The sequence below is a fragment of the Spirosoma sp. genome (genome assembly GCF_026391055.1).
GTDB lineage: Bacteria > Bacteroidota > Bacteroidia > Cytophagales > Spirosomataceae > Spirosoma.
Map to the genome: position 1 here is coordinate 533,433 of NZ_JAPLET010000030.1, position 21,953 is coordinate 555,385.

Below are 21,953 nucleotides of genomic sequence, written 5' to 3' on the forward strand. Positions count from 1 at the left end.
TCTTTAAGTAACCTGTATCAAAAAGTCATTCCGGCAACGGCCTGAAAGTTTTTGGTGTTATCGCCGTAGGCTTTCACGACAACACCCGTGGTGAAGCCATTCCCGAACCGATAGAGCAACCCGTATTTCTGATAGGTAGCGGGTTTATACCAGAGTGGGCGCACGGCATTCCAGCCCATGTGAGCCGTGAACGAGAAATGCCCTTGCCAGAACTCATAACCCGCCAGCAGCGTCCCTTGCCGATAAGGTTGATAACGCTCTTTCCATCGATAAATCTGCTCCTTGAAATACTGATCGTCGATCACTTCAAAACCACCCGATAATACATGCGAGCGGGTCAGGTGATAACCCGCGATCAGGTTCAGCCCGAAAATAGGGTAAGCCCGCTCCGGGTCACGGTCGTTGGCTTCCAGCACCTTGGCCGAGCCTATGACCAACGCACGAAACATCCAGCGTTTACCCATCCGGGTCGGCTGCCAGGTGCGTGTATCAGGCAAGCGTCCACTCATTGTATACCGTTGTATACCAATGGATAAGGCCGGAATATTGAGTCCCTGGTTGGGTAAGCGAATACCCGCGTTGGAGATGTGTTTGTAATCCAGCCCCGCCAGCAAACGCCAGCCGGTTGCCAGAGTGAAGCGGCCATATAAACCGGCACCAATCAATCCATTGATCGGTGTTCCAAACGCAACGTTGCCCGGATTGGTGAGGGCTCCGTAACTGCGTGATACATAGGTGATGCCTGCCAAAGCCCGAAGCGAAAGCCCCCATCGGGGCCGATGTACGAGTACAGGCTCATAAAACAGCCCCCCGCCAATCGACTGCCCGAGAACGCCCGGATTGCGGAATGAATAGGCATTGATAAAAACACCCGACCGGAAGAAACACTGGCACTGTTCCCACGATTGACGACGCGTGTGTAACACACTATAGCGAATTTCAATCCCAACCGGGGTTTGGGTAGAAGCGGGTGTTATGTGACTCGCTTTCGTTAAACCAGCCAGTGCAACAACTCCTAGTTCCCGCTCTTCTGGTTCCTGCACCTGACCGATGGCTTTTACACAGCTCTCCAGTATCAACCAGGCCGTCAGGAAAATGCGCAGAGTAGGCATATACAGCTAATAAACAACTAGTTATCGATTTAAAAGTTCACTCACTTTTTAGTCGCCCGGACAGAGACCAGCGATTTATTGACACAAAAGTATAATACTTACTATAGTAGTTAACTATATTTACCAAATGAATAAAATAAATATATGTATTCAGCTTATTATAAATCTATTGTATTACAAATAAGACACTAATACGTACTAATCAGTGTATGCTATGATCCGTATTTATGTTTATATCTTACTTAGTTGGTTAAGCATGGAGTCGGTGTGTTGGGCCACACGCATACAGTCTGATTCGTTACCAAAGCAGTCAGTCAGTGTGCAGCTTGGCACAATAGGACCGGGGGCGTTTTACAATTGGCCGTTGAGCACTACCAGACGGCTTACCTTACGGGTAGGTGGCCACTATTTTTCTTATCAGCAGCAGGTAGGGGTCAAAGTAGCAACGGATTCTTATATACAGATCAAACCCGATTTCGCCATTGCCGTTGCACAGGCCAATCTAACCTGGCATCCTTTCCGGCGCAGTTCTTTTTTTTTGACGGGCGGTGTAGGCTACACCTGGCACCCGGACCTGCGTTTAACCCTGACAACTCAGGATAAATTGAATCTGGACGGGCTGGAATTGCTACCGGAGGATGTTGGCACCGTAAACCTCGGCTTTCGCTGGCATCCGATAGTCGGTTACCTGGGTTGGGGATTTGGCCGGAGCATACCCAGAAGCCGGTTGGGCGTCGGGTTCGAAATGGGCGTTTTTTACCTGGGCAAACCAAGCGTACAGCTCGAGTACGAAGGTTTTCTGGAAACGACAACGATCGACGAACAGGTACCGATTGCGGAGCGCAATTTATCGAACTATCGCTACCTGCCGTCCCTCAATCTGACAGTATCCTACAGACTTAATAAGAGCAAGTAGCTGAAAAAGCATAGCTGACCAACGGATTTATCCACGTGCCACGCTTTCCTCTATTATTCATTAACTCTTTCGGTATGCAAGTCCGTTCTCTTATTTGTCTATTCCTGCTGGCTGCGGCCGGGCTTGAAGCCTGTAAGAATCCGCTCGATGGCGTAAAACTAGGCTTAAAAGACCCATTACAGAACGGTGTCGTGGCCTATCGGTTTTACGATCCGGCTGGCAATCCGATGCCGTCTGTCAACCAGATTACCATAGCTGGGCCCGATGCCAGCCAGATCGTAACCACCCTGAACTCCACTCGCTATAAACTAAATAGTGATGGAGTGCTACTGGTTGCTCCCTCCCCCACAACGGTTTATTCTACTCAAAAACCGCTCCGCTTTTCCATCGTTGTGGAGGCTGAAGACTACTTGACGGTTATTCAGCCGGTTGTAATTTCCGACGATAAACAGCAATCCCGCTCGGTTCGCCGAATTAATATCACCAAACCACCTGTTACGCTCAATGCCGCCCGTACACCGGTTAACTCTACTGCCAATGGTATAGTCACAGCCACAGTAAGCCTTAGCACAACACCCCAGGGTACGGATGTCGACCGGGCATCGGCAACCCTTCTGGCAAACACATCAGTCAGTGATCGGGATGGAGGCCCCGTTGGCGGTAACCTGACGATGGTACTTATTCACACCAACGCCCGAAACGCTCAGGCTACCCAATACGTGCCGGGTGGTGGAATAATGACTGCTGTTGGTACTCGAACCGGTGGGGCTTCGCAAGGTAATATGCGATTCATGTCACTTGCGGGTTCCACGACTCTACAGATTTATAATGACCGATTCGAATTAGCTACCGCCCTGTCTCCCGCCGTTCCTTTAACTATGGAGCTCTATCAGCAGGCCTATAACGTGCAGCAAAATCGCGTTATTCAGGCAGGCGACTCCATTCCGTTGTTCAGTTACGATGAGTTCACGAACCAATGGAAGGAAGAAAGACCGGGCTTGGTCAGGAAGAACCAACAAACAGGCCGCCTGGAGTACATGATACAGGCAACCAGAGCAGTAGCTTATGTAGCCGGGTGGGCCGTGGTCATCTGCGCGTCGGGGCCAGTTTTCAAAGTAAACAGCCGACTGGTTAATGTTGATGTAAACTATCGCTGCAAACTGATTGACGTCGCTACCGGCAACGTAGTTTCTACTTTCTACGCCAATGCAAACAATGGATCAATTATACGGGCGTACAACCAGTTGAAGAATCAGCGCCTTAAACTTCAGGTTTTCGACGAAACGGATGCCTGGGGCAAAGGGGCGAAAGGCGGACTGATAGGCGAATCGGAACCGGGCCTCACCTGCGACCAGACACCCATACCGATTAATCTGGGGGCGTTACCGGAGCCACCACCGGTAACGCTGGAAATTAAGTTCTCTTGTCCCACAGGAACAGTCCTCGATGAAGCCTCGCTGCCGGCAATTATGAAAACCCAGTACAGCGAAGCCGGAAAAAACGCCTGGAATGACCTGATATCGGTTACCCGAACCAACCGGAAAGTGGTTTCCTACAAAATAAAAATGGGCCGTTATTACGACTTCAGAGCCAGCACCGATGGTGGAGCAAGCTGGCCATTACGTCAGAGTAATTATCTGATCGATAAATCGGAGTGGACACTAAAGATTAACGCAGACATGTATTGCAAATGAAGATTCTGATCCTGCGTTTCTCATCTATTGGCGACATAGTCCTGACAACACCAGTAATCCGTTGCCTGAAGCAACAGATTACTGGTGTTGAAATTCATTATTGTACCAAGCGTCAATACCAATCGCTCATTGTCAACAATCCCTATATTGACAAGTGTCATTATCTGGACGATAGCCTCCCCCACCTGATCGGTCAGCTTCGACGGGAGCGATACGATATTGTCATCGACCTCCACAACAACCTCCGTACAACGCTGATCAAACAGGCGCTGGGCAAACGGGCGTTTACGTTCGACAAAATCAATATGCGAAAGTGGCTCTATGTTCGCTTTAAAGTAAATGTAATGCCCTCCGTTCATATTGTGGATCGATACATGGATACAGTAAAGACTCTGGGTGTGGTCAATGACAACAAAGGGCTGGACTATTTTATACCTGCCGAAGAACATATACCCGCTCACTACCTTCCCTACACGTATCAATCAGCGTTTGTGGCCTACGCCATAGGGGGGCAGCATGCAACCAAACGTTTGCCAGTAGAGCGTATGATTGAGCTTTGCCGGAAAATAGCCCGACCCATCGTACTACTGGGCGATGAGCAGGACCGGGAATCAGGCGAAACTATTCGTCGGGCATTGGGCGACTCGCTCATTTACAACACGTGCGGCTTGCTTACACTCAATCAGTCAGCCTCTCTGGTAAAGCAAGCGCACTTGGTATACAGCCACGACACAGGGCTTATGCACATTGCTGCGGCCTTCAAGAAGCCCATCATTTCCATTTGGGGAAACACGACCCCTCAGTTGGGTATGTATCCGTACAAAACATCTCATCTGATTATCGAAAATACTACTGTTAACTGCCGTCCCTGTTCAAAAATAGGCCATGACCGCTGTCCGCTCGGTCACCACAAATGCATGAACGAACTATCATTTACCATTGATTCTCATTTTACATCTAATTATATACGGTCTGAATACTATTGATAACATTATCTACAGAATAATGACTGCTATATTATATTAGGTTAACTTAATTTAAATAAATACTTAAATTGTGTTTTTTTATTGATCTATAAAACTATAATAAGTTTATTTATATTTATTTTCATAAACTCATTATAGCCATATTGAAGGTATTTATTTCCTTTTTATATTGCGTTAGGAAATAAATGACACAACATCAACTAATCGAATTTATACATGCATACACCATTGGCAAGAGGAATTATTCAAGCAAAACTACCAACGCAACAGATCAGTTGACCGATGCCAGAATCCTACAGCTATCTATCCTTACGCTTACCACCATTCACTTAAATAAAGTCACACAACAGCTGTTTTGTCCTGCTTAGGTAACTAATTCTCTCGTTTACCGATAGACCTAAATTATTATTAACAACCACTACAAATAAATTAATGAAGATGCTCCCCGTTTACAGATTCAAACTATAAAAACCAAATACCACTGATTATCAATAAATTAAAACAAGAAGCATAAGGTCAGTCCAGTAGTCATTATCAAAAATATATCACTACCTATGTCTCGTAATTATACTTGGCTCTATAACAGACTTCGGTCAATGTCAATCCCGGAAATGGTTTTTCGGGGTGGGCAGTTTATACAGAAAAAAGCGGATCGGAGCCGTATGGGCTGGAAACCTACGGTTCGGCTCCCACACCTCCCCGAACCAATCCTACCATTTGAGCCAACCCAGACACCTACTGTCACGTTTTCGCCGGAGCAACCTATCTTTCGGTATACAACCAATATTAATGGCCCTATAGACTGGCATCTGGACGTCAGCACGGGTCTACGCTTTCCAAAAACATACGCTAAAGACGCGGATGTCCGGAGTGGTCGCTTTGGTAGCGCCAAATACACCTGGGAAATCAATCGGCTGCTGTTTTTACCCCAATTAGCCGTTCAGTATCGCCAAACAGGTGATCAGAAGTTCCTAAATCAGTTTGTAGCCATCAATCGGTCGTGGTTTGCCGAGAACCCATACTTGACCGGCGTCAACTGGTACAGTAATATAGAAGTCAACATACGGCTGATTAACTGGTTTATCAGCTGGAACATTCTGGATGCCTCGGCCCTGGCAGAAACGAACGTCGACTTCCGGCAGTTTATCGAGGCCGAACTAGTACCGGTTATCTATCAGCACTGCGTTTATAGTCGTACAAATCCATCGCATTACTCGTCAGCTAACAATCACCTGATTTCAGAGTATTCCGGCTTATTCGTTGCGGCTTCCTTCTGGGAGTTTCCGGAATCGGCAGCGTGGCGCACATTTGCCAAAGCGGGGCTGGAGCACGAGATTGTAGAACAGCATAGTCCCAACGGTGTGAACCGTGAGGAAGCTGCGGAGTACATTCAGTTCATAACGGATTTCTTCCTGATTGCCCAGGTAGTGGGCGACCGAACCGAAAACCCGTTCTCAACGACGTATACTAACAGCCTACGGCAAGTTCTACACTACATTGCACAGTTTCTGGACTGCGAGGGCACCTTCCCACGCTACGGAGACGAAGACGATGGCCGGGTATTGCTGCTAGACGATGAGCATCCACACAACAATTTCCGGTCTCTGCTGCGCACGGGTGCTGTATTATTCGGCGAGCCTTTGTTCAAACAGAAATCAGCAAGCTGGGGCGAAGTCCCCCGCTTTGACCTCAAGAATTACGTATTGTTTGGTACCGACGGGCAGGCCGCTTTTGACGCCGTACCTACTCAAAAAGACCTGTCGGGTAGCAAATTCTATACGGACGAAGGCCACTTTATTATCCGTAAGCAGGAAGTAAGCGATAACCCGAACCAACTACGGGAAATTTATATCCATGCCGATGTGGCTCCCTTAGGCTATCTGTCTATTGCGGCCCACGGTCATGCCGATGCGCTTTCGTTCCTGATGCATATAGATGGGCATGTATTTCTGGCTGACCCCGGCACTTATTCCTATCAAACTGACCCACAGTGGCGAAATTACTTTATAAGCACCCGCGCCCATAATACAGTATGTATCGACGGGCAGAATCAGGCCTTACAGGCTGGGGCACTCCTATGGCTAAATCATTACAAAACCTGGTTGTTAAGCGCACAGTCAACCGATACGCTGGATCAGCTGAAAGCGGTTCACAATGGCTATAAACAACTGGAATGTCGGCACCAGCGTCAGTTCGATTTCGATCGTATCACAGATACCCTGTGCCTTACTGACACCATCGAAAATAGTGGTGAGCAGACGCGACTCGTTGAGGTAATGTTCCATTTAGGCCCCGACGTTCAGGTTGAGGCTTTGGCTCACAACGCGTTTTTGCTTTCACTGCCAGGAACCTCTAGACAGGTCTGTTTAACGACCGATGCGCTTCTGAACGCAGAAGCTATAACGGGTCAACTCGAACCAACACCGCTGGGCTGGTATTCAAACGGCTTTTATCAATTACAACCAAGTACAACCATCCGGGCCTACTTACACATAGCAGCTCGCCAGAAGGTGACACTCACGCACCAGTTGGCTGTACAAGACAATCTTAGTATTAATCATTTATCACAAAATTATTCTCAACTATCAATACGAATATGAATATTAGTATTTTTGGATTAGGCTACGTAGGATGCGTAAGCCTGGGGTGCCTTGCTCAGAATGGGCATTCAGTTGTTGGTGTTGATGTTAACCCAACCAAAGTTGGTCAGATTAATAGCGGCCGTGCTACTATTGTCGAAAAAGATATCGACACCATCATTGCTATCCAGCATAGTCTGGGCCACATTCGCGCCACTATCAACTTCCGCGAAGCTATTCTTAACACCGATGTATCAATTATTGCGGTAGGTACACCCACAACGGCACAAGGGCATTTGAATCTGAGCTACATTATGAATGTAGCCGAACATTTTGGCGATGTTCTCAAGGAGAAAGCCGACGTCATGCCCGATTCATTCCACGTGATTGCCCTTCGCTCAACGGTAATGCCAGGCACTTGCGAGAAAATTGCCGCTATGATCGAGAGCCGATCCGGCTTAACCGCAAACGTTGACTTTGCCGTAGTTAGCAACCCAGAATTCCTGCGTGAAGGCACAGCTGTTCATGATTATTATAATCCACCCTTGACGCTCATCGGTGCCGGTTCGGAACGGGCCGGTAAGGTTATCCGCAGCCTGTACGAAGAACTGCCCGCCGAAGTAGTTGTGGCCGATATCCGCACCGCCGAAATCATGAAGTATGTAAACAATACATACCATGCCCTCAAGATTTCGTTTGCCAATGAAGTGGGCAATATATGTTCGTCGCTGGGTATCGACTCGCACCAGGTTATGGATATTTTCTGCAAAGACAAGCAGTTGAACATCTCTAATTATTACTTCAAACCGGGTTTTGCCTACGGCGGGTCCTGCCTGCCCAAAGACCTCAAAGGTTTACAAACCCTGGCCCATGATCTGTACCTTCAAGTGCCCGTGATCAGCAGTATTCACCGTACCAACGAGATCCAGATGCAACGCGCCATCTCGATTCTGATGCGCCATAGCTATCGTAAAATAGGCTTTCTGGGTATTGGGTTCAAAGCGGGTACCGACGACCTCCGCAACAGCCCGGCCGTTGAACTGGCCGAAACACTGATGGGCAAGGGATTCTCCCTCAGCATTTATGATGATAACGTACGCACCTCCGAGCTGACTGGTACGAACAAAGAATATATCGATCAGCACATTCCCCACCTTTCCCGGCTTTTGGTGGAAGATGCGAACGAACTGGCCGAATGGGCTGATGTTCTGGTTATCTGTACCAAAGAGGCCGAGTTCACGGAAGTACTCAAAAACGTTCAGGGAAAGACCATTTTAGACCTTGTGCGGTTGCCGGCCGACATTGACCCCAGTAATGAATATATTGGTATTAACTGGTCGCTCGACTCAGCCGACTCACCCGCTCAACTCACTTTTAGATAACCGGTTATGACTACGGAGCAATACGGTCACATTGAGGGAAAGCACGTACTGATAATTGTCGAAAACCTACCAGTTCCCTTCGACAGGAGGGTGTGGCAGGAAGCGACCACGTTACATGAAGCAGGTGCAGAAGTAAGCATTATCTGCCCTCGGATGAAAGGGTACACGACGCCGTTCGAACAGATTGACGGCATTGATATTTACCGACATCCCTTGCCTGTTGAAGCGAAAGGTGCACTGGGTTATCTGGTTGAATACGGAACTTCCATTTTCTGGTGGTACTGGTATGCCTTTAAAATCTTCGCCAAAAAGAAGTTTCAGGTTATCCATGGCTGTAACCCGCCGGATCTGATCTTTACGGTAGCGTTGCCGTTCAAGCTGTTTGGTGTGAAATATGTATTTGACCACCACGACATCAACCCGGAGTTTTATCTGGCCAAATTCGGCAAGAAAGACTTTTTCTACCAGCTCATGCTGCTGTTTGAACGACTGACGTTTATGACAGCCAACGTTAGCATCGCAACGAACGAGTCGTACAAGGAGATAGCCGTGCGCCGGGGTAAAATGCAGCCCGAAAACGTAACCGTTGTTCGAAGCGGCCCAAAACTCGACCGGCTTAAACTTGGTCCGGGCAATGTAAGGTATAAAAACGGTCGCAAATATTTACTGGGCTATCTTGGCACGATCAGCGAATCGGAGGGTATTGACTTACTGCTGATGGCTATGCAGCGGCTTATTGCCAAACGGCAGGATGTGCAATTAGCTATCATCGGGGGCGGAACGGGTCAGGCAGAGATGAAAGAGTTATCCGAAAAGCTTGGCTTAGCCAACTATGTCGACTTCTATGGCCGGGTATCAGACGAACTCATGGTAGATGTGCTCAACACTGCTGATGTGTGCGTTAATCCCGATAAACCCAGCGAGATGAACAACCTCTCCACCATGAACAAAATAATGGAGTACATGGCTCTGAAGAAGCCAATCGTTCAGTTCGATCTGAAGGAAGGCCGATTCTCAGCCCAGAAGGCTTCGCTGTATGCGCGCCCTAATGATCTGGATGATTTCGCTGAAAAAATCATGTACCTGCTCGACCACCAGGATACACGTACCAATATGGGCGAATTTGGCTATAATCGTGTCGTTACAGAACTGTCGTGGTCGCACGAACGAGGAAAGCTTTTAGGCTTATACAATCAGGTCCTGGCTTCTTTCAGCACGGAGATCCAGCCAAAAAGCGAGCCCGAAGCCGCAACGGTATCGGTTGTCTAAACTGCATTATATATAGCTCTCTCTGCGTGAAGATAGTCGCTTGCTCAGCTGTTGGTTAAGTAAGCGACTATCTTCACGCAGATTCATTAAAAGAGACGCTTCTTTTACGGCCTTGAGCATACGCCAAAGCTATAAGAGAAACGTCTCTTTGTGCTTACAACATGAAGCAAATACAGATATACCAGTCCTGCAATCCGACTTACACCATACGACTTACCGGGCTAGGATAAACTGGAGCTACGGGCTTACAATAGAGTGATAAGCGTTGTATTGACAGGCTATGCATTAGTCTGTAAAGCGTGTAGGGATTGTCACTATCTACGCAGGGCTCATATTTGGCTTATTTTGAGCCCGCCAACCTGCTAAAAACAGACAACCGAAACGGTACTGTATTTACTTGAAAATAACTGTTATATCGAGTGATTTTCACTAAAATCTAACAAGTATAAATATGCGGTAACGCCAGCTATAAACGTCTGACGCTACCGCATATTTTTTTAAAAGAAGTACTCTACTTATAAGGACATATAAGTTGCCAGGATTCGATCAGACCATTCAGCCAAGTCAAACTCTTTGCTCACAAATTCCTTTCGGGCAATTGCCTGCCGTTGTTTCATATCTTCATTCATCGAAAGTACCTCTATTAATGCTCGTTTTAAGCTAGAGGCATCCTGAGGCAAAAAATGAGTGATATAAGGAATATTTAATGACGTATGGCCGGGTATATCACTGGCAATAATTGGAACCTGACAGTATGCTGCTTCTATTAACGAATAGCATAATCCTTCTGCTCTACTGGATGATATAAAAATATCGCTGGAACGATAATACGTTGCAATATCATCTCTAGCCTCTACTAAAAAAAGCCAATCAGGTATCTCACCAAATTTTTCAATTATTTTAGAAGAGATAAACTCCTTATTCTTCGACAAGCTTATCAATAAACAAACTTCATAATTTTCCTTTCTTAGCTCATCTATAGCTTCGATGGCGATATCAACGCCTTTACGGTAATAATCAAAGCCAAAAAGCAAGAATCTCTTTGTACCTTCTGGCAAACTAGCATTTGTTAAAATTGTGTAACTCTCTAACCGTTGAAAGTCGATAGCATTGGGAACAGACGAAACCTGTGCTTTACTTATACGAAACTCCTGCGAATAATGATCAGCAACAGATTGGCCACACCCAATATAAAAATCTATTCTTGAAGATGCTCTTTTAAGAAACTCTACTACATAATTACTCGGCTTATAGTGATTATGCAAATGTCTAACAATAAATATTTTTCTATTAAATAAATATCTTACAAGATTAAAATACATGTGAATTTTGCTATCTGTAAAATGTGTATGTATAATCTTGATGTTAAATTTTTTCAGCAAAGACATAATCGTTACAATATCCCTGAAGAAATTATCTGACAAGAAAAACACGTCCTTATTACTGTCAATTAGTTCCTGTGCCCAGGAGCGGTTCGCAACTTTCTTAGGAAAAAGATAAACCATTTTCAATCCCTCAACGCTTAATGTTTCTTCAAGATTTGTTAAAGATCTGATGAAGTTACCGGCGTATGGCGCATTGTAGTTCATGAATTGAAGAACATTACCTAAATCTTTCATTTTTTACGGTTTTACAAGTTATAAATATTGTGTTCCAAACAGTTACAAATCTTTTGATACCGACTATCCATCACAGTTTAGCATTCTAAATTCAAACCGGTAAGCCATAATAATTTCTCAATACCAGACTTTTCTCTATATCAACAACCTGGCCGTATACTAATGACATAATCAATCTTCTTTTCAATGAAAAGTGCTGGTTACATTTATTCTCAAAGGACTTATAACAGAGTCCCTCACTTGTATAAACAGTTGAATTGAGAGCGTAATGGCTTGAATAAAGTGATCTATATAAGCAAGTTTTATAAGTCGCAAAATAGCTTCTTTGAAGAAACTATTTAGTTATCGAAAATCAAATACTGTAAACTCGACGTTAAAGTAATATGGTTTTTTCTAAATTCTATATTTGCGTAAACTATAAATAAATAAATCGGGATAAAACTTTCTATTATGCAATTTGAACTAAATAATTATCATTTTTTTTAACTCAAAAAAACCAATAAACATCTATTAATATTATCAATTATATCAGAATTATTTTTTAATCTCGCTCAATAATATTCCACAATCTATACGCACATAACTAACAATAAATCAACATATTAATATTTGAACAATGAAAATTAGTTGGCGCCATTTATATTATTACCTCAAAAAAAATACCACCAAATTGTCTATTTACATCGCTGGTGGCTCCTTATGTATTTTATCTTTCTGAGAAAAAAAAAGCCATTATTCGCAGTTTAATTATGGCCAAACTTTTAAATATTTACTTGATAGAATAAGTATTTATTTCAATACATATTAGACGTATACGATTGGCAATACGTATTCTGTAACCCAGTTATTTCTGGGTTACAGAATACGTATTGGACAGAAGGGCATTGGTCATCCAGCCCCAGTTATGCTGCGAACAAAGGCCGGTTTATCGAGAAGAAAGCAATATTAATTAATCATGAGTCCGGGCAGAGTTGTCGTCGCGACCAGGCTTTACCGCGTCATAACCGGCGATAGCATTGCCAATACGCATCTCATCATAGTAAATGACCTTTTCGGCATACTTCGACTTGCCTGTCCAGCAGTAAAGACCCGCTTTCCAGAAAGGTTTAAGTTCCTGCATGTAGCCAATCTGGATACCTTGCTCGTTAATTTTTAACTCACCATTCTGCCATACCTGCAAAATACCCTTATATCCGATTGGGTCCCATTTGATATGAACAACGTAGTCAACCCACTTATCAAAAATAGCGGCTCCTAAATCTTTGTATACCTGACTTGTCGGCCCTTGCATCGACCTCACAATGGGCTTGTTCATGGCCCTATAAACCAGTTGCAGTTTGTTGCCGGGTTCTACTGAAATTGCAACAGGTGGAACCGTGTCTTCGAAACCCGGATCAGGCTGGCCGTGCCACTGAGTCACAATGACAGTTTGATCGTCATCAGCCATTGACGATGACGGCATATAGCTGCTATACCCATACCAACGCTCGGTTTCGCCATTATCCAAAGGTTTACTGGACAATTCCGAATGCTTCATCTTATTTGTTCCATCAACCTGACTTAGCATCCAGGATATACGAAGTGATTTCTTGCCCGACCGTTTGATTTCTTTAGTAATTAGTCCGGCCGTAGGTGTCCAGAAATTGGGCCGCCAGAATGACGCTATGTTGTCATTTTCAAAATTGTCTTTAAATAGGATGCTGGCTTCCTCACGCGCAGCGGAGTGAGTTTCCGGCGGGGCTGCTGTATCGATTGGCGTACAGCTTGTCAAATTGACTAGTAAGGAGAATACGGTAGTAAGCATAACAGCAAAAACAGAGCGACTGGTCGTATTAACATACTGTTTTTCACTAGCTGTTGTTGTGCGCAGGGCATTAAAATCTAGTTTAGATTTATAGTCTTGTTTCATATAAGATATGCCATTAGAGATCATTCATGGCGAGCTATGCTCCACGCATATCCGGGAAATACATCTGATTATCAGGCAGCCTTATTCTGCTCTGTGGTTTGTAACGAAGTCCCTAGCTGTAATTCGAACCACTGGACGGGATACGAGCGCGTCTAAACGCTTTGTTTACCAGACTTGGCCCTGATTCTATTACTTTATAGGTCGTTATTATCCGAAGTATGCCATGGCTTTGATCGTTATTGGGTTTAGATGATCAAATATTACTTCGGCCCGGAGAGGGGGTATTGTCTATTAGATGAGTTGTTGATTTCGCCAGTTTTTAGGTAGGAAATTGCCGATTTTCATTACCTGGCCCAACCCCCTTTATTGTACTTATATAAGATTCAGAAAGCGAAATCTGATTACTTTTATTATGATTAACCTATAGGAAAACAAAAATCATTAACTATAAACAACTGATTTACAATATTATATATAATAAGGGTAGTAAATATATATAAATAAACTAATGAGAAGTATAAAATATTATATCAAGAGAATTTATAACTAAAATTATATTTTTCCAATACAACAAAAACCATAACTTACAGAAACAGTAGAAATACACCACTTTTAATTAATGTTTACAGCTGAATGAAAACAAAAAAAGGTTGGCTTAGCCCGTAGCTAAACCAACCTCTTAGTAGGTGAAAAAGTAAAGTCAGTATGTAAAGAAGCGTCATGACGCTTCTTTACATACTGACTTTATATCAGGTAATGAATACGATTATTCGAGCGTAAGCACTGGTTTCGTTTTAGGAGTGAATTCGGCCTTTTTAGGCTCATCAAATACTGTAGAGCCAAACCGTTTCCGTAAGCCAGCAGTAGGCTTCTCTACATAGTAATAACTAAGCAGGCTAAGTACCAGGCCCAATGGTACCGCCGTTAACAACCAAGGCGCGGTTAATCGCGGACCACCTACCAGATTTTCGGCAACGCTCATGCCCACCCAGTGGAACAGATAGAGTGAATAACTGAGTTTTCCAACCATCACCAGCCACTTTGTACTCAGCAGACGTACTAACCACTGATAAGAACTGGCATATACGGTGGCTGGTAATATGACACAAAGAGCCAAACCCTGAAGCGAATAACGCCAGGTTTCACGAAAAACAGGGTCGCGATATAGGAATGAAAAAAACAAAAGAGCAACGGCTGCGATAAACACGGCTGGATGACTGGCTCGGCGTATAAAATACCCCGCCCTATCTATATGCATGATCAAACTCATAAGGCAGCCAAACATAATAGCGTCGAGCCGGGTATCTGTCAGGTAATAAATCCGGGCTACCGATTCATGCGTGATTCCCTGCGTTAGCACAATGTTCATACGTAAGGCGAAAGCAGCTACTATAATCCCTACCATTATCAGTATCAATACATTAATACGACGGTAAAGCGCCATAAATAACAGGGGGAAAAACAGGTAAAAATGCTCTTCAACGGCTAAAGACCAGGTGATATTAAAAATCCGATTACAATTATCAGGGATTATATCATGGTAGATCATATAGTAATTGCGGTAATAAAACAACGTTGACAGCACCTCCCCTAGTTGAAATCCGCACCCCATAACCATGGTAAAAGCAATGGCCAAAGTCACCATGACCAGCAGTGCCGGGTAAAGACGAAGAACACGTCGCAGATAAAAACTACCCAAGCCAATGTGTCCACTTGTCTCATATTCTGCAATTAATAGACGAGTAATCAAAAAACCACTGATAAAAAAGAAGAGTGTAACCCCAAAGCCACCAGGAATCAAATGCCCAAGCCCCCAATGACTAATAACAACCATCATGATAGCGATTCCCCGAAAACCATCCAGAGATGCTATATAGCCTTTACCGGCAAGAGAAGTTTCATTTTGTTTCATACGAGTAGTTTCTGTTTAGGCTGCTTTTGCCAAGAGAGATTGATAAAAAGTACTTAGTACGGGAAGAACCGTTTCGGGCAGGTATTGACGAACAAGCTGAAGAGATTCATAACCCATTGTCGGCGCTAGCTCAGGCTGGGTAACAAATTCCATTAAACTATTGTACAGAGCTTGCTTATCTCCCGGATTAACTAAAAAACCGTTGTCTCCATGATGGACGACTTCCGCCGTTCCGCCAACCGGTGTTGATATAATAGGAAGACCATAACTCATTGCCTCCAAAATAGAGATCGGCAAACCTTCATTATAAGAGGGAAGAATATAGACGTCGCTTGTGCTGAGAAGTTCGTGCTTTTGGGCACCAGATACCCAGCCTTCGAACTGTACCATACTCGTTAACTTGTGTTCACCTATGTAGTCTTGCAGACGTTTGGTCTCCCCATTACCGCCGATTCGTAAAACCAAACGTCCCTCAAACACATCCCGATGCCGGGCCAGCACATCGAGCAAGTCAAAAATCCCTTTCCGTTGACCAATAGCTCCCAAAAAAAGCACGCGCAAACGAACATCAGCCTCTTTATTAATTAGAGGTAAATGATTCGAGCTAGGCTGGTGGATAACATTATTAAGAATTTCGATTCGGCGTAATTTAAAATTTTGCAGAAAAAACTCTCTCCAGTATACTGATAGCCCAATAATCAAATCTGATTTTTCAACAAGGCGTGAGATAAAGTATTTAGAAACAGGATCACTATTCCTATAGAAGTCTTCGAAGCGTGAACCATGCATGTGATAAATTATCTTTTTACCAAATCCATATCTGGCAGTAAAGAACAAGAGCAGCTTCCGATAAAAACTACCGTGCGACGATGCCTGAATATGTACAATCTCAATATCCTTGTCCTGTAATAGCGTGGTCACAAAACGTATATACTGAACGATAAAAAAGGGTATTAAGCGCCACTTATTTTTAAAAGGCTTATGTGTTGTTATAAACTTATATACCGAAAAATGACGTGCATATACGTTCATAACACTACCAATTCCACCTCTAAAATCAATGTGATCAGGGCCTACTGTTATAACCTTTCTTGCTATAGATAAAGGGACATAAATGTCATCTACTTTTGCGGCTGATGAGTTTACCATAGTATAATCTATTTTCAAATTAAAAAGAGGATCTCAATTAACTCATGTGTTGAACTAAAAAATAAACATCAATTTCGATATGTCAAAAAATGATAATGGGTATGTGAATAGTTTATGCTTAAAGATTTACTATTGTAGACAACAAAAATTAAAAGGTGTTTCGTTATATATCTGTAGGAGAAAACTTAACACTCTGCCAGTTCTTTATACTGCTGAAAAATATCAGAACTTTTTAGCTTTAACTTTTCTCGATTAGACTCTATGACTATCTCTTTGTTTATATACCTTTCGATCAAATTTACAATATCCCTCACTTTACCCGTTGGCTCGAAATAGTGAACATTAGGTTGGTCAGCATCTATCAATTCAGAATAACCAGACCGAATATCGCTTAGTATCATAGGGATTCCCGCATTGAATACTTCAAGAACACTATTACCTAAACCCTCCCATAAAGGCAGATGAATAAAAAGATTCATCTGCTTTATATACGAGTAATAAGACAACTGAAAGCCATGAATCTCAATAAGAGAAGGTTTGCATTTCTCTTTTAGCGCATTCAACAAAGAGACCTGTTCACCTTCTCCAAAAAAGTGAAATTTAATCTTGTATGGCTTATGAGAAAATGTCTCTATTATTTCAACAATTGTTGGTATGTTTTTTTGCGCTGAAAGCCTGGACACCAAGCCAATGTGAAAAAAATCATCCTCTAAAACAGCAGATGATAAGTCGTCAACTATAACAAGTGGGTTATATATAACATTTATCTTTTCAGAAGGCAAACCAGTATAATTCAAGAGATCAGATTTTACAATATTGGATATAGCTATGCATCTATGCGCAAATCCATATACATACTTTATCAATGACAGGGTAATTGAATCTTTTGTCTTCCGGTTACTCTTTTTAAACTCACTTATAGTATTTGCCTCACGGATTATCACCTTAATAGCAAGCAACTTACCAATTAAAATAGATGTGAGATTTGCATTCAATAAGGTAGAATAAAGGACATCTACCCTATTTTTTCTAAGATACATAAATAAAGGTATTACAGAAGCAATAGACCTTTCTTTACCCAAAACAACGATCTTTACCTTTGGGTCAACCATAGACATATATGGTCCTCTATTACGAGATAATATTAAGTATACATCATGCGAGGTTGTTTGACAAAGGTGGTTAATAAAACCAACCATCATTTTCTCAGCACCACCGCTATTTAAATCTCTTAAGAATACAGCGATTTTCATATTATAGTAAACAGTTATATTAACTATGAAAACTCGTCAATAAAACAGGTATAGGATCCTGTTCGTCAATATCCACCCTTCTTGTTTTTATGGGCACATTAACACGAACTAATCTGTATTTTCTTTGAGTATTGAAAGCATAAGAGCACAATACAAAAATACTAAGAATGATCGTATTACTCGACAGCGAGTTGTTCGTAGATGCAATACCAAGTAGAGCAAGAGTAATAATGCTTTTACTTATAGTAGGGTAAGTCGCCAGCAACTTGGCAATAAATTTCACCAGAAAAAAAATCAATATAGGCGCCACAACTAAGCCGAATCGAATGATCCACCCTATCCAGAAGTTTTCGATGGTAGCTATGCCAATTTCAGATGTAAACTTTTCAACAGCTTCACTAGAATTTCCCCAGATTAAGTTACTGGAATCAAGCATATCAAAAATATCAAAAACGTTGAGTCTTACGTTTGCACTTTCATCCATATATAATTTATTCATTAATCTTTCACCAATGGATGTATACAAAAGTGCATAGCTAACAGCCGTAACGCTGACGACCATGAATAAAACGGTTAATAGTTTTTTATGTACTTGTACATTTGAGAACAGATCTTTAAAAAAGTAAATAACTAAAACCAGCGTACAAATAAGAATAGAACTTCTAGAACCAAAGCAAATAATGCTAAAATAGCCTAGCATATAATAGGCATACCGCACATGAAGTTTCATTGTTGAAAACAAGATGAAAACCATGATAATAGACGTTATAAACGCATTATTCAGTGGGTGATCGTGGAGAGCCGTTGATCGAAAGCCAAAAAAATCTAAATTTTCGACATTAGACTCAAAAAAGTGAGCATTTCTTAATCGTTCGACAATAGCAAGTGAGCTATTTATAAGGAAAAAAGTCAGTAATAACCGCTTAATCTTTAGAACGTTACTAATATCTCTTTCATCTAATGAAATTGAAAATAGTATGGGTAACAGTATTGTATTTGGTATAAATGAAATTGAAGAAAGTGCATTAAAGAATTTCAACATAGCTAAGAAAAATAGCATAAAAGCTAAAAAATGCACTTCTATCGTTTTACGTTTATATAGTGTATTAAAATTAGATCTGGCGAGAACAAGAATAAAGACTAGGACCATAGGATAAAGCGCAGGAAACAGCTTCTGCCATGCCGGGGCCGAATCCTCACCCATCATATACCCTAAAGAGCGTAGTACATTGGTACCTAAAAATAAGGCCATTATAACAGACACCAACAGCAACAACCTAACTAAATTTCTCATAAGACATCATCTCTTTTTTAAAGGACTTATCCAACATCTTATTAACCCGGTCGTAATATGAATCCGTTATGTCAATTTCCTTATCAGACGGAAAATTACTCAGGGCTCTCTTCTTATAATCGGAGAATCTACCAATAATTCTTGCCGGGTTTCCAGCAACTATGTGATCATCTGGAATTGACTTTGTCACAACCGACCCAGCACCGATTAGCACATTGTTGCCAACTTTTACACCGGGCAGTATAACACAATCCATTCCTATAAACACGTTATTTCCAATCACCACCCGCTGATAATGATAACGCCTTCCTAAGGAGTCCCGTATGAGCCAAGTGCTTCCATCATGTGTAATTATCCGTACCCCATGAGCCACCGTCACTTTATTCCCTATACTGATAAAGAATGGTTCAGAGCCAAAATCTGTAATATATATCCTACAGTCATCACCTACTTTTACGCCTAAATACCTAGCGTATGCTTCTTTACCTTTTAAAGTAATAATGATTGCCCTCATTAATACCTTTTTTGCTTTTTTAATAAATAACATATCTAGTATAGTTTAGTAAATTTTTCAAACGTTGAAAGCGTTTTTTTTATAATTTCTTCTGAATAGATAATAATTAACTGTTAAACCCACAAAGTGGACACCGGCACTTGATATGCAAATACCAATAACCCCCCATTTTACAGCAAATAACACATCAAATACTACATTAGCAGCTACCCTGAATCCCGATGTAGTAATCATAATTTTAGTTTGCTTTAAAACGATAGAGGCTCGATTTATCACCTGGCTTACCGAATTAAAGACAAAACCAATCATATTGATCACCAACAAGGTTGCTATTAATTCTTTGTCGTTCGCAGAAAATGTGGGATATATCCTTGAGATCAATTCATGCTTTACAATAAAGATAACGATCAATGCGCTTACAGCGGCAAAAAAAACGACCTTGATTATTTTTTCTAGCTTAGAGAGATCGAACTTATTTTTAATTGCCTCATTCGACCACTTTGACAAAATCAGGGTTAGAAATGAGTTTAGGAGTACATTAAAAATAACAAATATTTTATCACCATAATCTATAATTGAGATAGAGCCTACTATCAAAAAAGACGCAACCAACCTGTCAACCAGAGGATTTATCGAAACTAGCGTTGTCGATATGATTTGATTTGAGCCCTCTTTCACAAAAGTACGGATCACGCTAAAATCTCTGTTCTTTAGCGATAGTGTAATTGACAACTTACTGTTCAATACATAATATAACTGGATAAATTTTGCAAACTCTCCCAAAGAGTATCCAATAATAACAGCTCCAATCCCAAATGTTTCACTAAACAGAAATATCATAATCAACACGACAACTGCTCTTATTAGTGGCGTTGATTCTGCTATATAAAACTTATCTACTGAGTTAAATATACCATAGAAAAAAGAATTAATAGTTGTCAATAAAATAATTGGTACACCTATACTCAGGTAGTAAAAGGTAGAGTTACCAGATATAAGCAATGAGGTTAATGTTGCGCATAAAACAAGTACTGATAATCCCCCTACATATTTTATTGAGTAAAAGTAGACTGTAGAAACAAATTCATTAAATACGTTAGTGTCATTTAACTTTTCCTTCAAAAATGGAATAGATACCCCTCTAACAGCAAATGAAAATATTGTACTTATAAAGGTGAGTATACTATAACTCAGGAAAAAATTATCCGTTTCAGAAGATATTTTGTATTTGTATCCAATATAAACAGGTATCAAAAACCCCAAGGAGTTAGACACTAAGGATACGATTGAAAGCAATAGCGTTTTTATAGCTAGACTTTCTTTATTGAAGTTCATTTTCTTTAAACCTATCTTCGCTATCATTGTTAATAACTCATTAGCTTATTATAAAGCCTCGCTTGACTGTTCTAGTTTATAACAGAGACAATTACCTGTGAAACTATATCTATCTTTCCAAGTGTCACACGGCAAGTACCTCCGACAGAACCTATTATTTTAATCTCTGTTATTTTATCCGATTACTTAGTATATTTTATTAACTCAAACCTCAATTTTTTCTTAGCTATACTTTTATATATTAACAGGCATTTTTATCACCTCTAACCATATTGACAGCGGTTAACCAGCAGATACGTAAGTCGAATAGAAATGAGCTTTTATAAATATAAAAGTGATCGAACCGTACGCGTTGCTTCATTTTTAAAAGTGTTTCAGTTTCTCCCCGGCTTCCGCTCACTTGCGCCAGCCCAGTAATACCTGGCTTTACAAGATAACGGGCCGGATAGCCCGGCATCGTACGCCAGTATTGTGCGTCCAGCTGTACAGGATGCGGGCGTGGACCAACGATACTCATTTCTCCTAAAAATACATTAAGGACCTGGGGCAATTCATCCAGATTTGTTTTGCGCAAAAACCGGCCAATCGCCGTAACCCGACAATCATTTTGGGTAGCCTGTCGAAATTCTGCATTTCGATCATACGTCATTGTTCGAAATTTAAAACACCGAAACGGCCGACCATTATAGCCTGTTCTTAGCTGAACAAATAATATTGGTCCAGGAGACGTAAGTCGAATTAAGATTCCTATAATTGGAATGAACCAGCTTAACAACAGAAGTATAACAATACTGGAAATTACAATATCAAATAGTCGTTTTGCCAGCATGAATTTGACATCTGACGTTGTATTCTCTTTCGTTTGAGCAATGACCGATTCATTGAACTCAGCTTGCTCATTGAGCGATGGTAGAGATAAATTGACCATTAGTATGTGCGATTTAATGGGTGGTTATTTGTATAAGTTGACGGTGTTTATATACTTCTTTACAAGTGGCTTGAAAATGAACGGCAAAGGCGTAGCCTGTCG

Annotated in this window: 16 protein-coding genes; 6 read left to right on the plus strand and 10 right to left on the minus strand. The window is 41.8% G+C overall.

The genetic code is table 11. The features are described 5' to 3' along the window. Positions 1–17: 17 nt before the first annotated feature. Entirely contained in the window at positions 18–1,112 is a 1,095-nt protein-coding gene (locus NT073_RS31225; RefSeq protein ID WP_297381971.1) for an acyloxyacyl hydrolase, read from the minus strand. A gap of 364 nt (positions 1,113–1,476) precedes the next feature. On the opposite strand from NT073_RS31225, the gene NT073_RS31230 reads away from it, so the two are divergent. From NT073_RS31230 to NT073_RS31255, 6 genes are all read left to right on the plus strand, one after another. Next, positions 1,477–2,028 (plus strand): hypothetical protein, encoded by a 552-nt coding sequence (locus NT073_RS31230; protein ID WP_297381973.1) that lies wholly within the window; start codon positions 1,477–1,479, stop codon positions 2,026–2,028. A gap of 74 nt (positions 2,029–2,102) precedes the next feature. Next, on the plus strand, positions 2,103–3,722 hold the full coding sequence (locus NT073_RS31235; RefSeq protein ID WP_297381974.1) for a hypothetical protein: 1,620 nt from the start codon (positions 2,103–2,105) through the stop codon (positions 3,720–3,722). Further along, entirely contained in the window at positions 3,719–4,708 is a 990-nt protein-coding gene (locus NT073_RS31240) for a glycosyltransferase family 9 protein (protein ID WP_297381976.1), read from the plus strand. The genes NT073_RS31235 and NT073_RS31240 overlap by 4 nt, the downstream gene beginning before the upstream one ends. A gap of 596 nt (positions 4,709–5,304) precedes the next feature. Further along, positions 5,305–7,308: an alginate lyase family protein gene (locus NT073_RS31245; protein WP_297381978.1), complete on the plus strand. Its 2,004-nt coding sequence runs from the start codon at positions 5,305–5,307 to the stop codon at positions 7,306–7,308. Continuing rightward, complete coding sequence (locus NT073_RS31250; RefSeq protein ID WP_297381980.1) at positions 7,305–8,669, plus strand: nucleotide sugar dehydrogenase; 1,365 nt, start codon at positions 7,305–7,307, stop codon at positions 8,667–8,669. Before NT073_RS31245 ends, NT073_RS31250 begins: the two co-directional genes overlap by 4 nt. A gap of 6 nt (positions 8,670–8,675) precedes the next feature. Beyond that, complete coding sequence (locus tag NT073_RS31255; RefSeq protein WP_297381981.1) at positions 8,676–9,938, plus strand: glycosyltransferase family 4 protein; 1,263 nt, start codon at positions 8,676–8,678, stop codon at positions 9,936–9,938. Between the two features lie 515 nt (positions 9,939–10,453). Here the strand turns inward: NT073_RS31255 and NT073_RS31260 are convergent. The 9 genes from NT073_RS31260 to NT073_RS31300 all read right to left on the minus strand — a co-directional run bounded on the left by NT073_RS31260 (position 10,454) and on the right by NT073_RS31300 (position 21,851). Next, positions 10,454–11,557 carry a glycosyltransferase family 4 protein gene (locus NT073_RS31260; protein WP_297381983.1) on the minus strand — a complete coding sequence of 368 codons (1,104 nt, stop codon included), beginning with the start codon at positions 11,555–11,557 and terminating at the stop codon, positions 10,454–10,456. Between the two features lie 949 nt (positions 11,558–12,506). After that, on the minus strand, positions 12,507–13,361 hold the full coding sequence (locus NT073_RS31265; protein ID WP_297381985.1) for a polysaccharide lyase: 855 nt from the start codon (positions 13,359–13,361) through the stop codon (positions 12,507–12,509). Positions 13,362–14,232: 871 nt separating this feature from the next. Then, complete coding sequence (locus NT073_RS31270) at positions 14,233–15,378, minus strand: acyltransferase (RefSeq protein WP_297381986.1); 1,146 nt, start codon at positions 15,376–15,378, stop codon at positions 14,233–14,235. Between the two features lie 15 nt (positions 15,379–15,393). Continuing rightward, on the minus strand, positions 15,394–16,527 hold the full coding sequence (locus NT073_RS31275) for a glycosyltransferase family 4 protein (protein WP_297381988.1): 1,134 nt from the start codon (positions 16,525–16,527) through the stop codon (positions 15,394–15,396). A 185-nt stretch (positions 16,528–16,712) separates the two neighbouring features. Then, complete coding sequence (locus NT073_RS31280; RefSeq protein WP_297381989.1) at positions 16,713–17,780, minus strand: glycosyltransferase; 1,068 nt, start codon at positions 17,778–17,780, stop codon at positions 16,713–16,715. 19 nt (positions 17,781–17,799) lie between these two features. Further along, positions 17,800–19,074, minus strand: coding sequence for a VpsF family polysaccharide biosynthesis protein (locus tag NT073_RS31285; RefSeq protein ID WP_297381991.1), 1,275 nt, complete (start codon positions 19,072–19,074; stop codon positions 17,800–17,802). Beyond that, a complete protein-coding gene (locus NT073_RS31290) occupies positions 19,058–19,621 on the minus strand; it encodes an acyltransferase (RefSeq protein WP_297381993.1) in 564 nt (187 codons plus the stop codon). Before NT073_RS31290 ends, NT073_RS31285 begins: the two co-directional genes overlap by 17 nt. Positions 19,622–19,645: 24 nt before the next feature. Continuing rightward, complete coding sequence (locus NT073_RS31295) at positions 19,646–20,950, minus strand: lipid II flippase MurJ (protein WP_297381995.1); 1,305 nt, start codon at positions 20,948–20,950, stop codon at positions 19,646–19,648. Between the two features lie 214 nt (positions 20,951–21,164). After that, entirely contained in the window at positions 21,165–21,851 is a 687-nt protein-coding gene (locus NT073_RS31300; protein WP_297381997.1) for a sugar transferase, read from the minus strand. Positions 21,852–21,953: the final 102 nt, after the last annotated feature.

Bases quoted from the DNA above. Each gene is read 5' to 3' on its own strand.
- NT073_RS31225 (WP_297381971.1), bottom strand. From the start codon at position 1,112: ATGCCTACTCTGCGCATTTTCCTGACGGCCTGGTTGATACTGGAGAGC.
- NT073_RS31235 (WP_297381974.1), top strand. From the start codon at position 2,103: ATGCAAGTCCGTTCTCTTATTTGTCTATTCCTGCTGGCTGCGGCCGGG.
- NT073_RS31240 (WP_297381976.1), top strand. From the start codon at position 3,719: ATGAAGATTCTGATCCTGCGTTTCTCATCTATTGGCGACATAGTCCTG.
- NT073_RS31245 (WP_297381978.1), top strand. From the start codon at position 5,305: ATGTCAATCCCGGAAATGGTTTTTCGGGGTGGGCAGTTTATACAGAAA.
- NT073_RS31250 (WP_297381980.1), top strand. From the start codon at position 7,305: ATGAATATTAGTATTTTTGGATTAGGCTACGTAGGATGCGTAAGCCTG.
- NT073_RS31255 (WP_297381981.1), top strand. From the start codon at position 8,676: ATGACTACGGAGCAATACGGTCACATTGAGGGAAAGCACGTACTGATA.
- NT073_RS31260 (WP_297381983.1), bottom strand. From the start codon at position 11,557: ATGAAAGATTTAGGTAATGTTCTTCAATTCATGAACTACAATGCGCCA.
- NT073_RS31265 (WP_297381985.1), bottom strand. From the start codon at position 13,361: ATGCTTACTACCGTATTCTCCTTACTAGTCAATTTGACAAGCTGTACG.
- NT073_RS31270 (WP_297381986.1), bottom strand. From the start codon at position 15,378: ATGAAACAAAATGAAACTTCTCTTGCCGGTAAAGGCTATATAGCATCT.
- NT073_RS31275 (WP_297381988.1), bottom strand. From the start codon at position 16,527: ATGGTAAACTCATCAGCCGCAAAAGTAGATGACATTTATGTCCCTTTA.
- NT073_RS31280 (WP_297381989.1), bottom strand. From the start codon at position 17,780: ATGAAAATCGCTGTATTCTTAAGAGATTTAAATAGCGGTGGTGCTGAG.
- NT073_RS31285 (WP_297381991.1), bottom strand. From the start codon at position 19,074: ATGAGAAATTTAGTTAGGTTGTTGCTGTTGGTGTCTGTTATAATGGCC.
- NT073_RS31290 (WP_297381993.1), bottom strand. From the start codon at position 19,621: ATGTTATTTATTAAAAAAGCAAAAAAGGTATTAATGAGGGCAATCATT.
- NT073_RS31295 (WP_297381995.1), bottom strand. From the start codon at position 20,950: ATGATAGCGAAGATAGGTTTAAAGAAAATGAACTTCAATAAAGAAAGT.
- NT073_RS31300 (WP_297381997.1), bottom strand. From the start codon at position 21,851: ATGGTCAATTTATCTCTACCATCGCTCAATGAGCAAGCTGAGTTCAAT.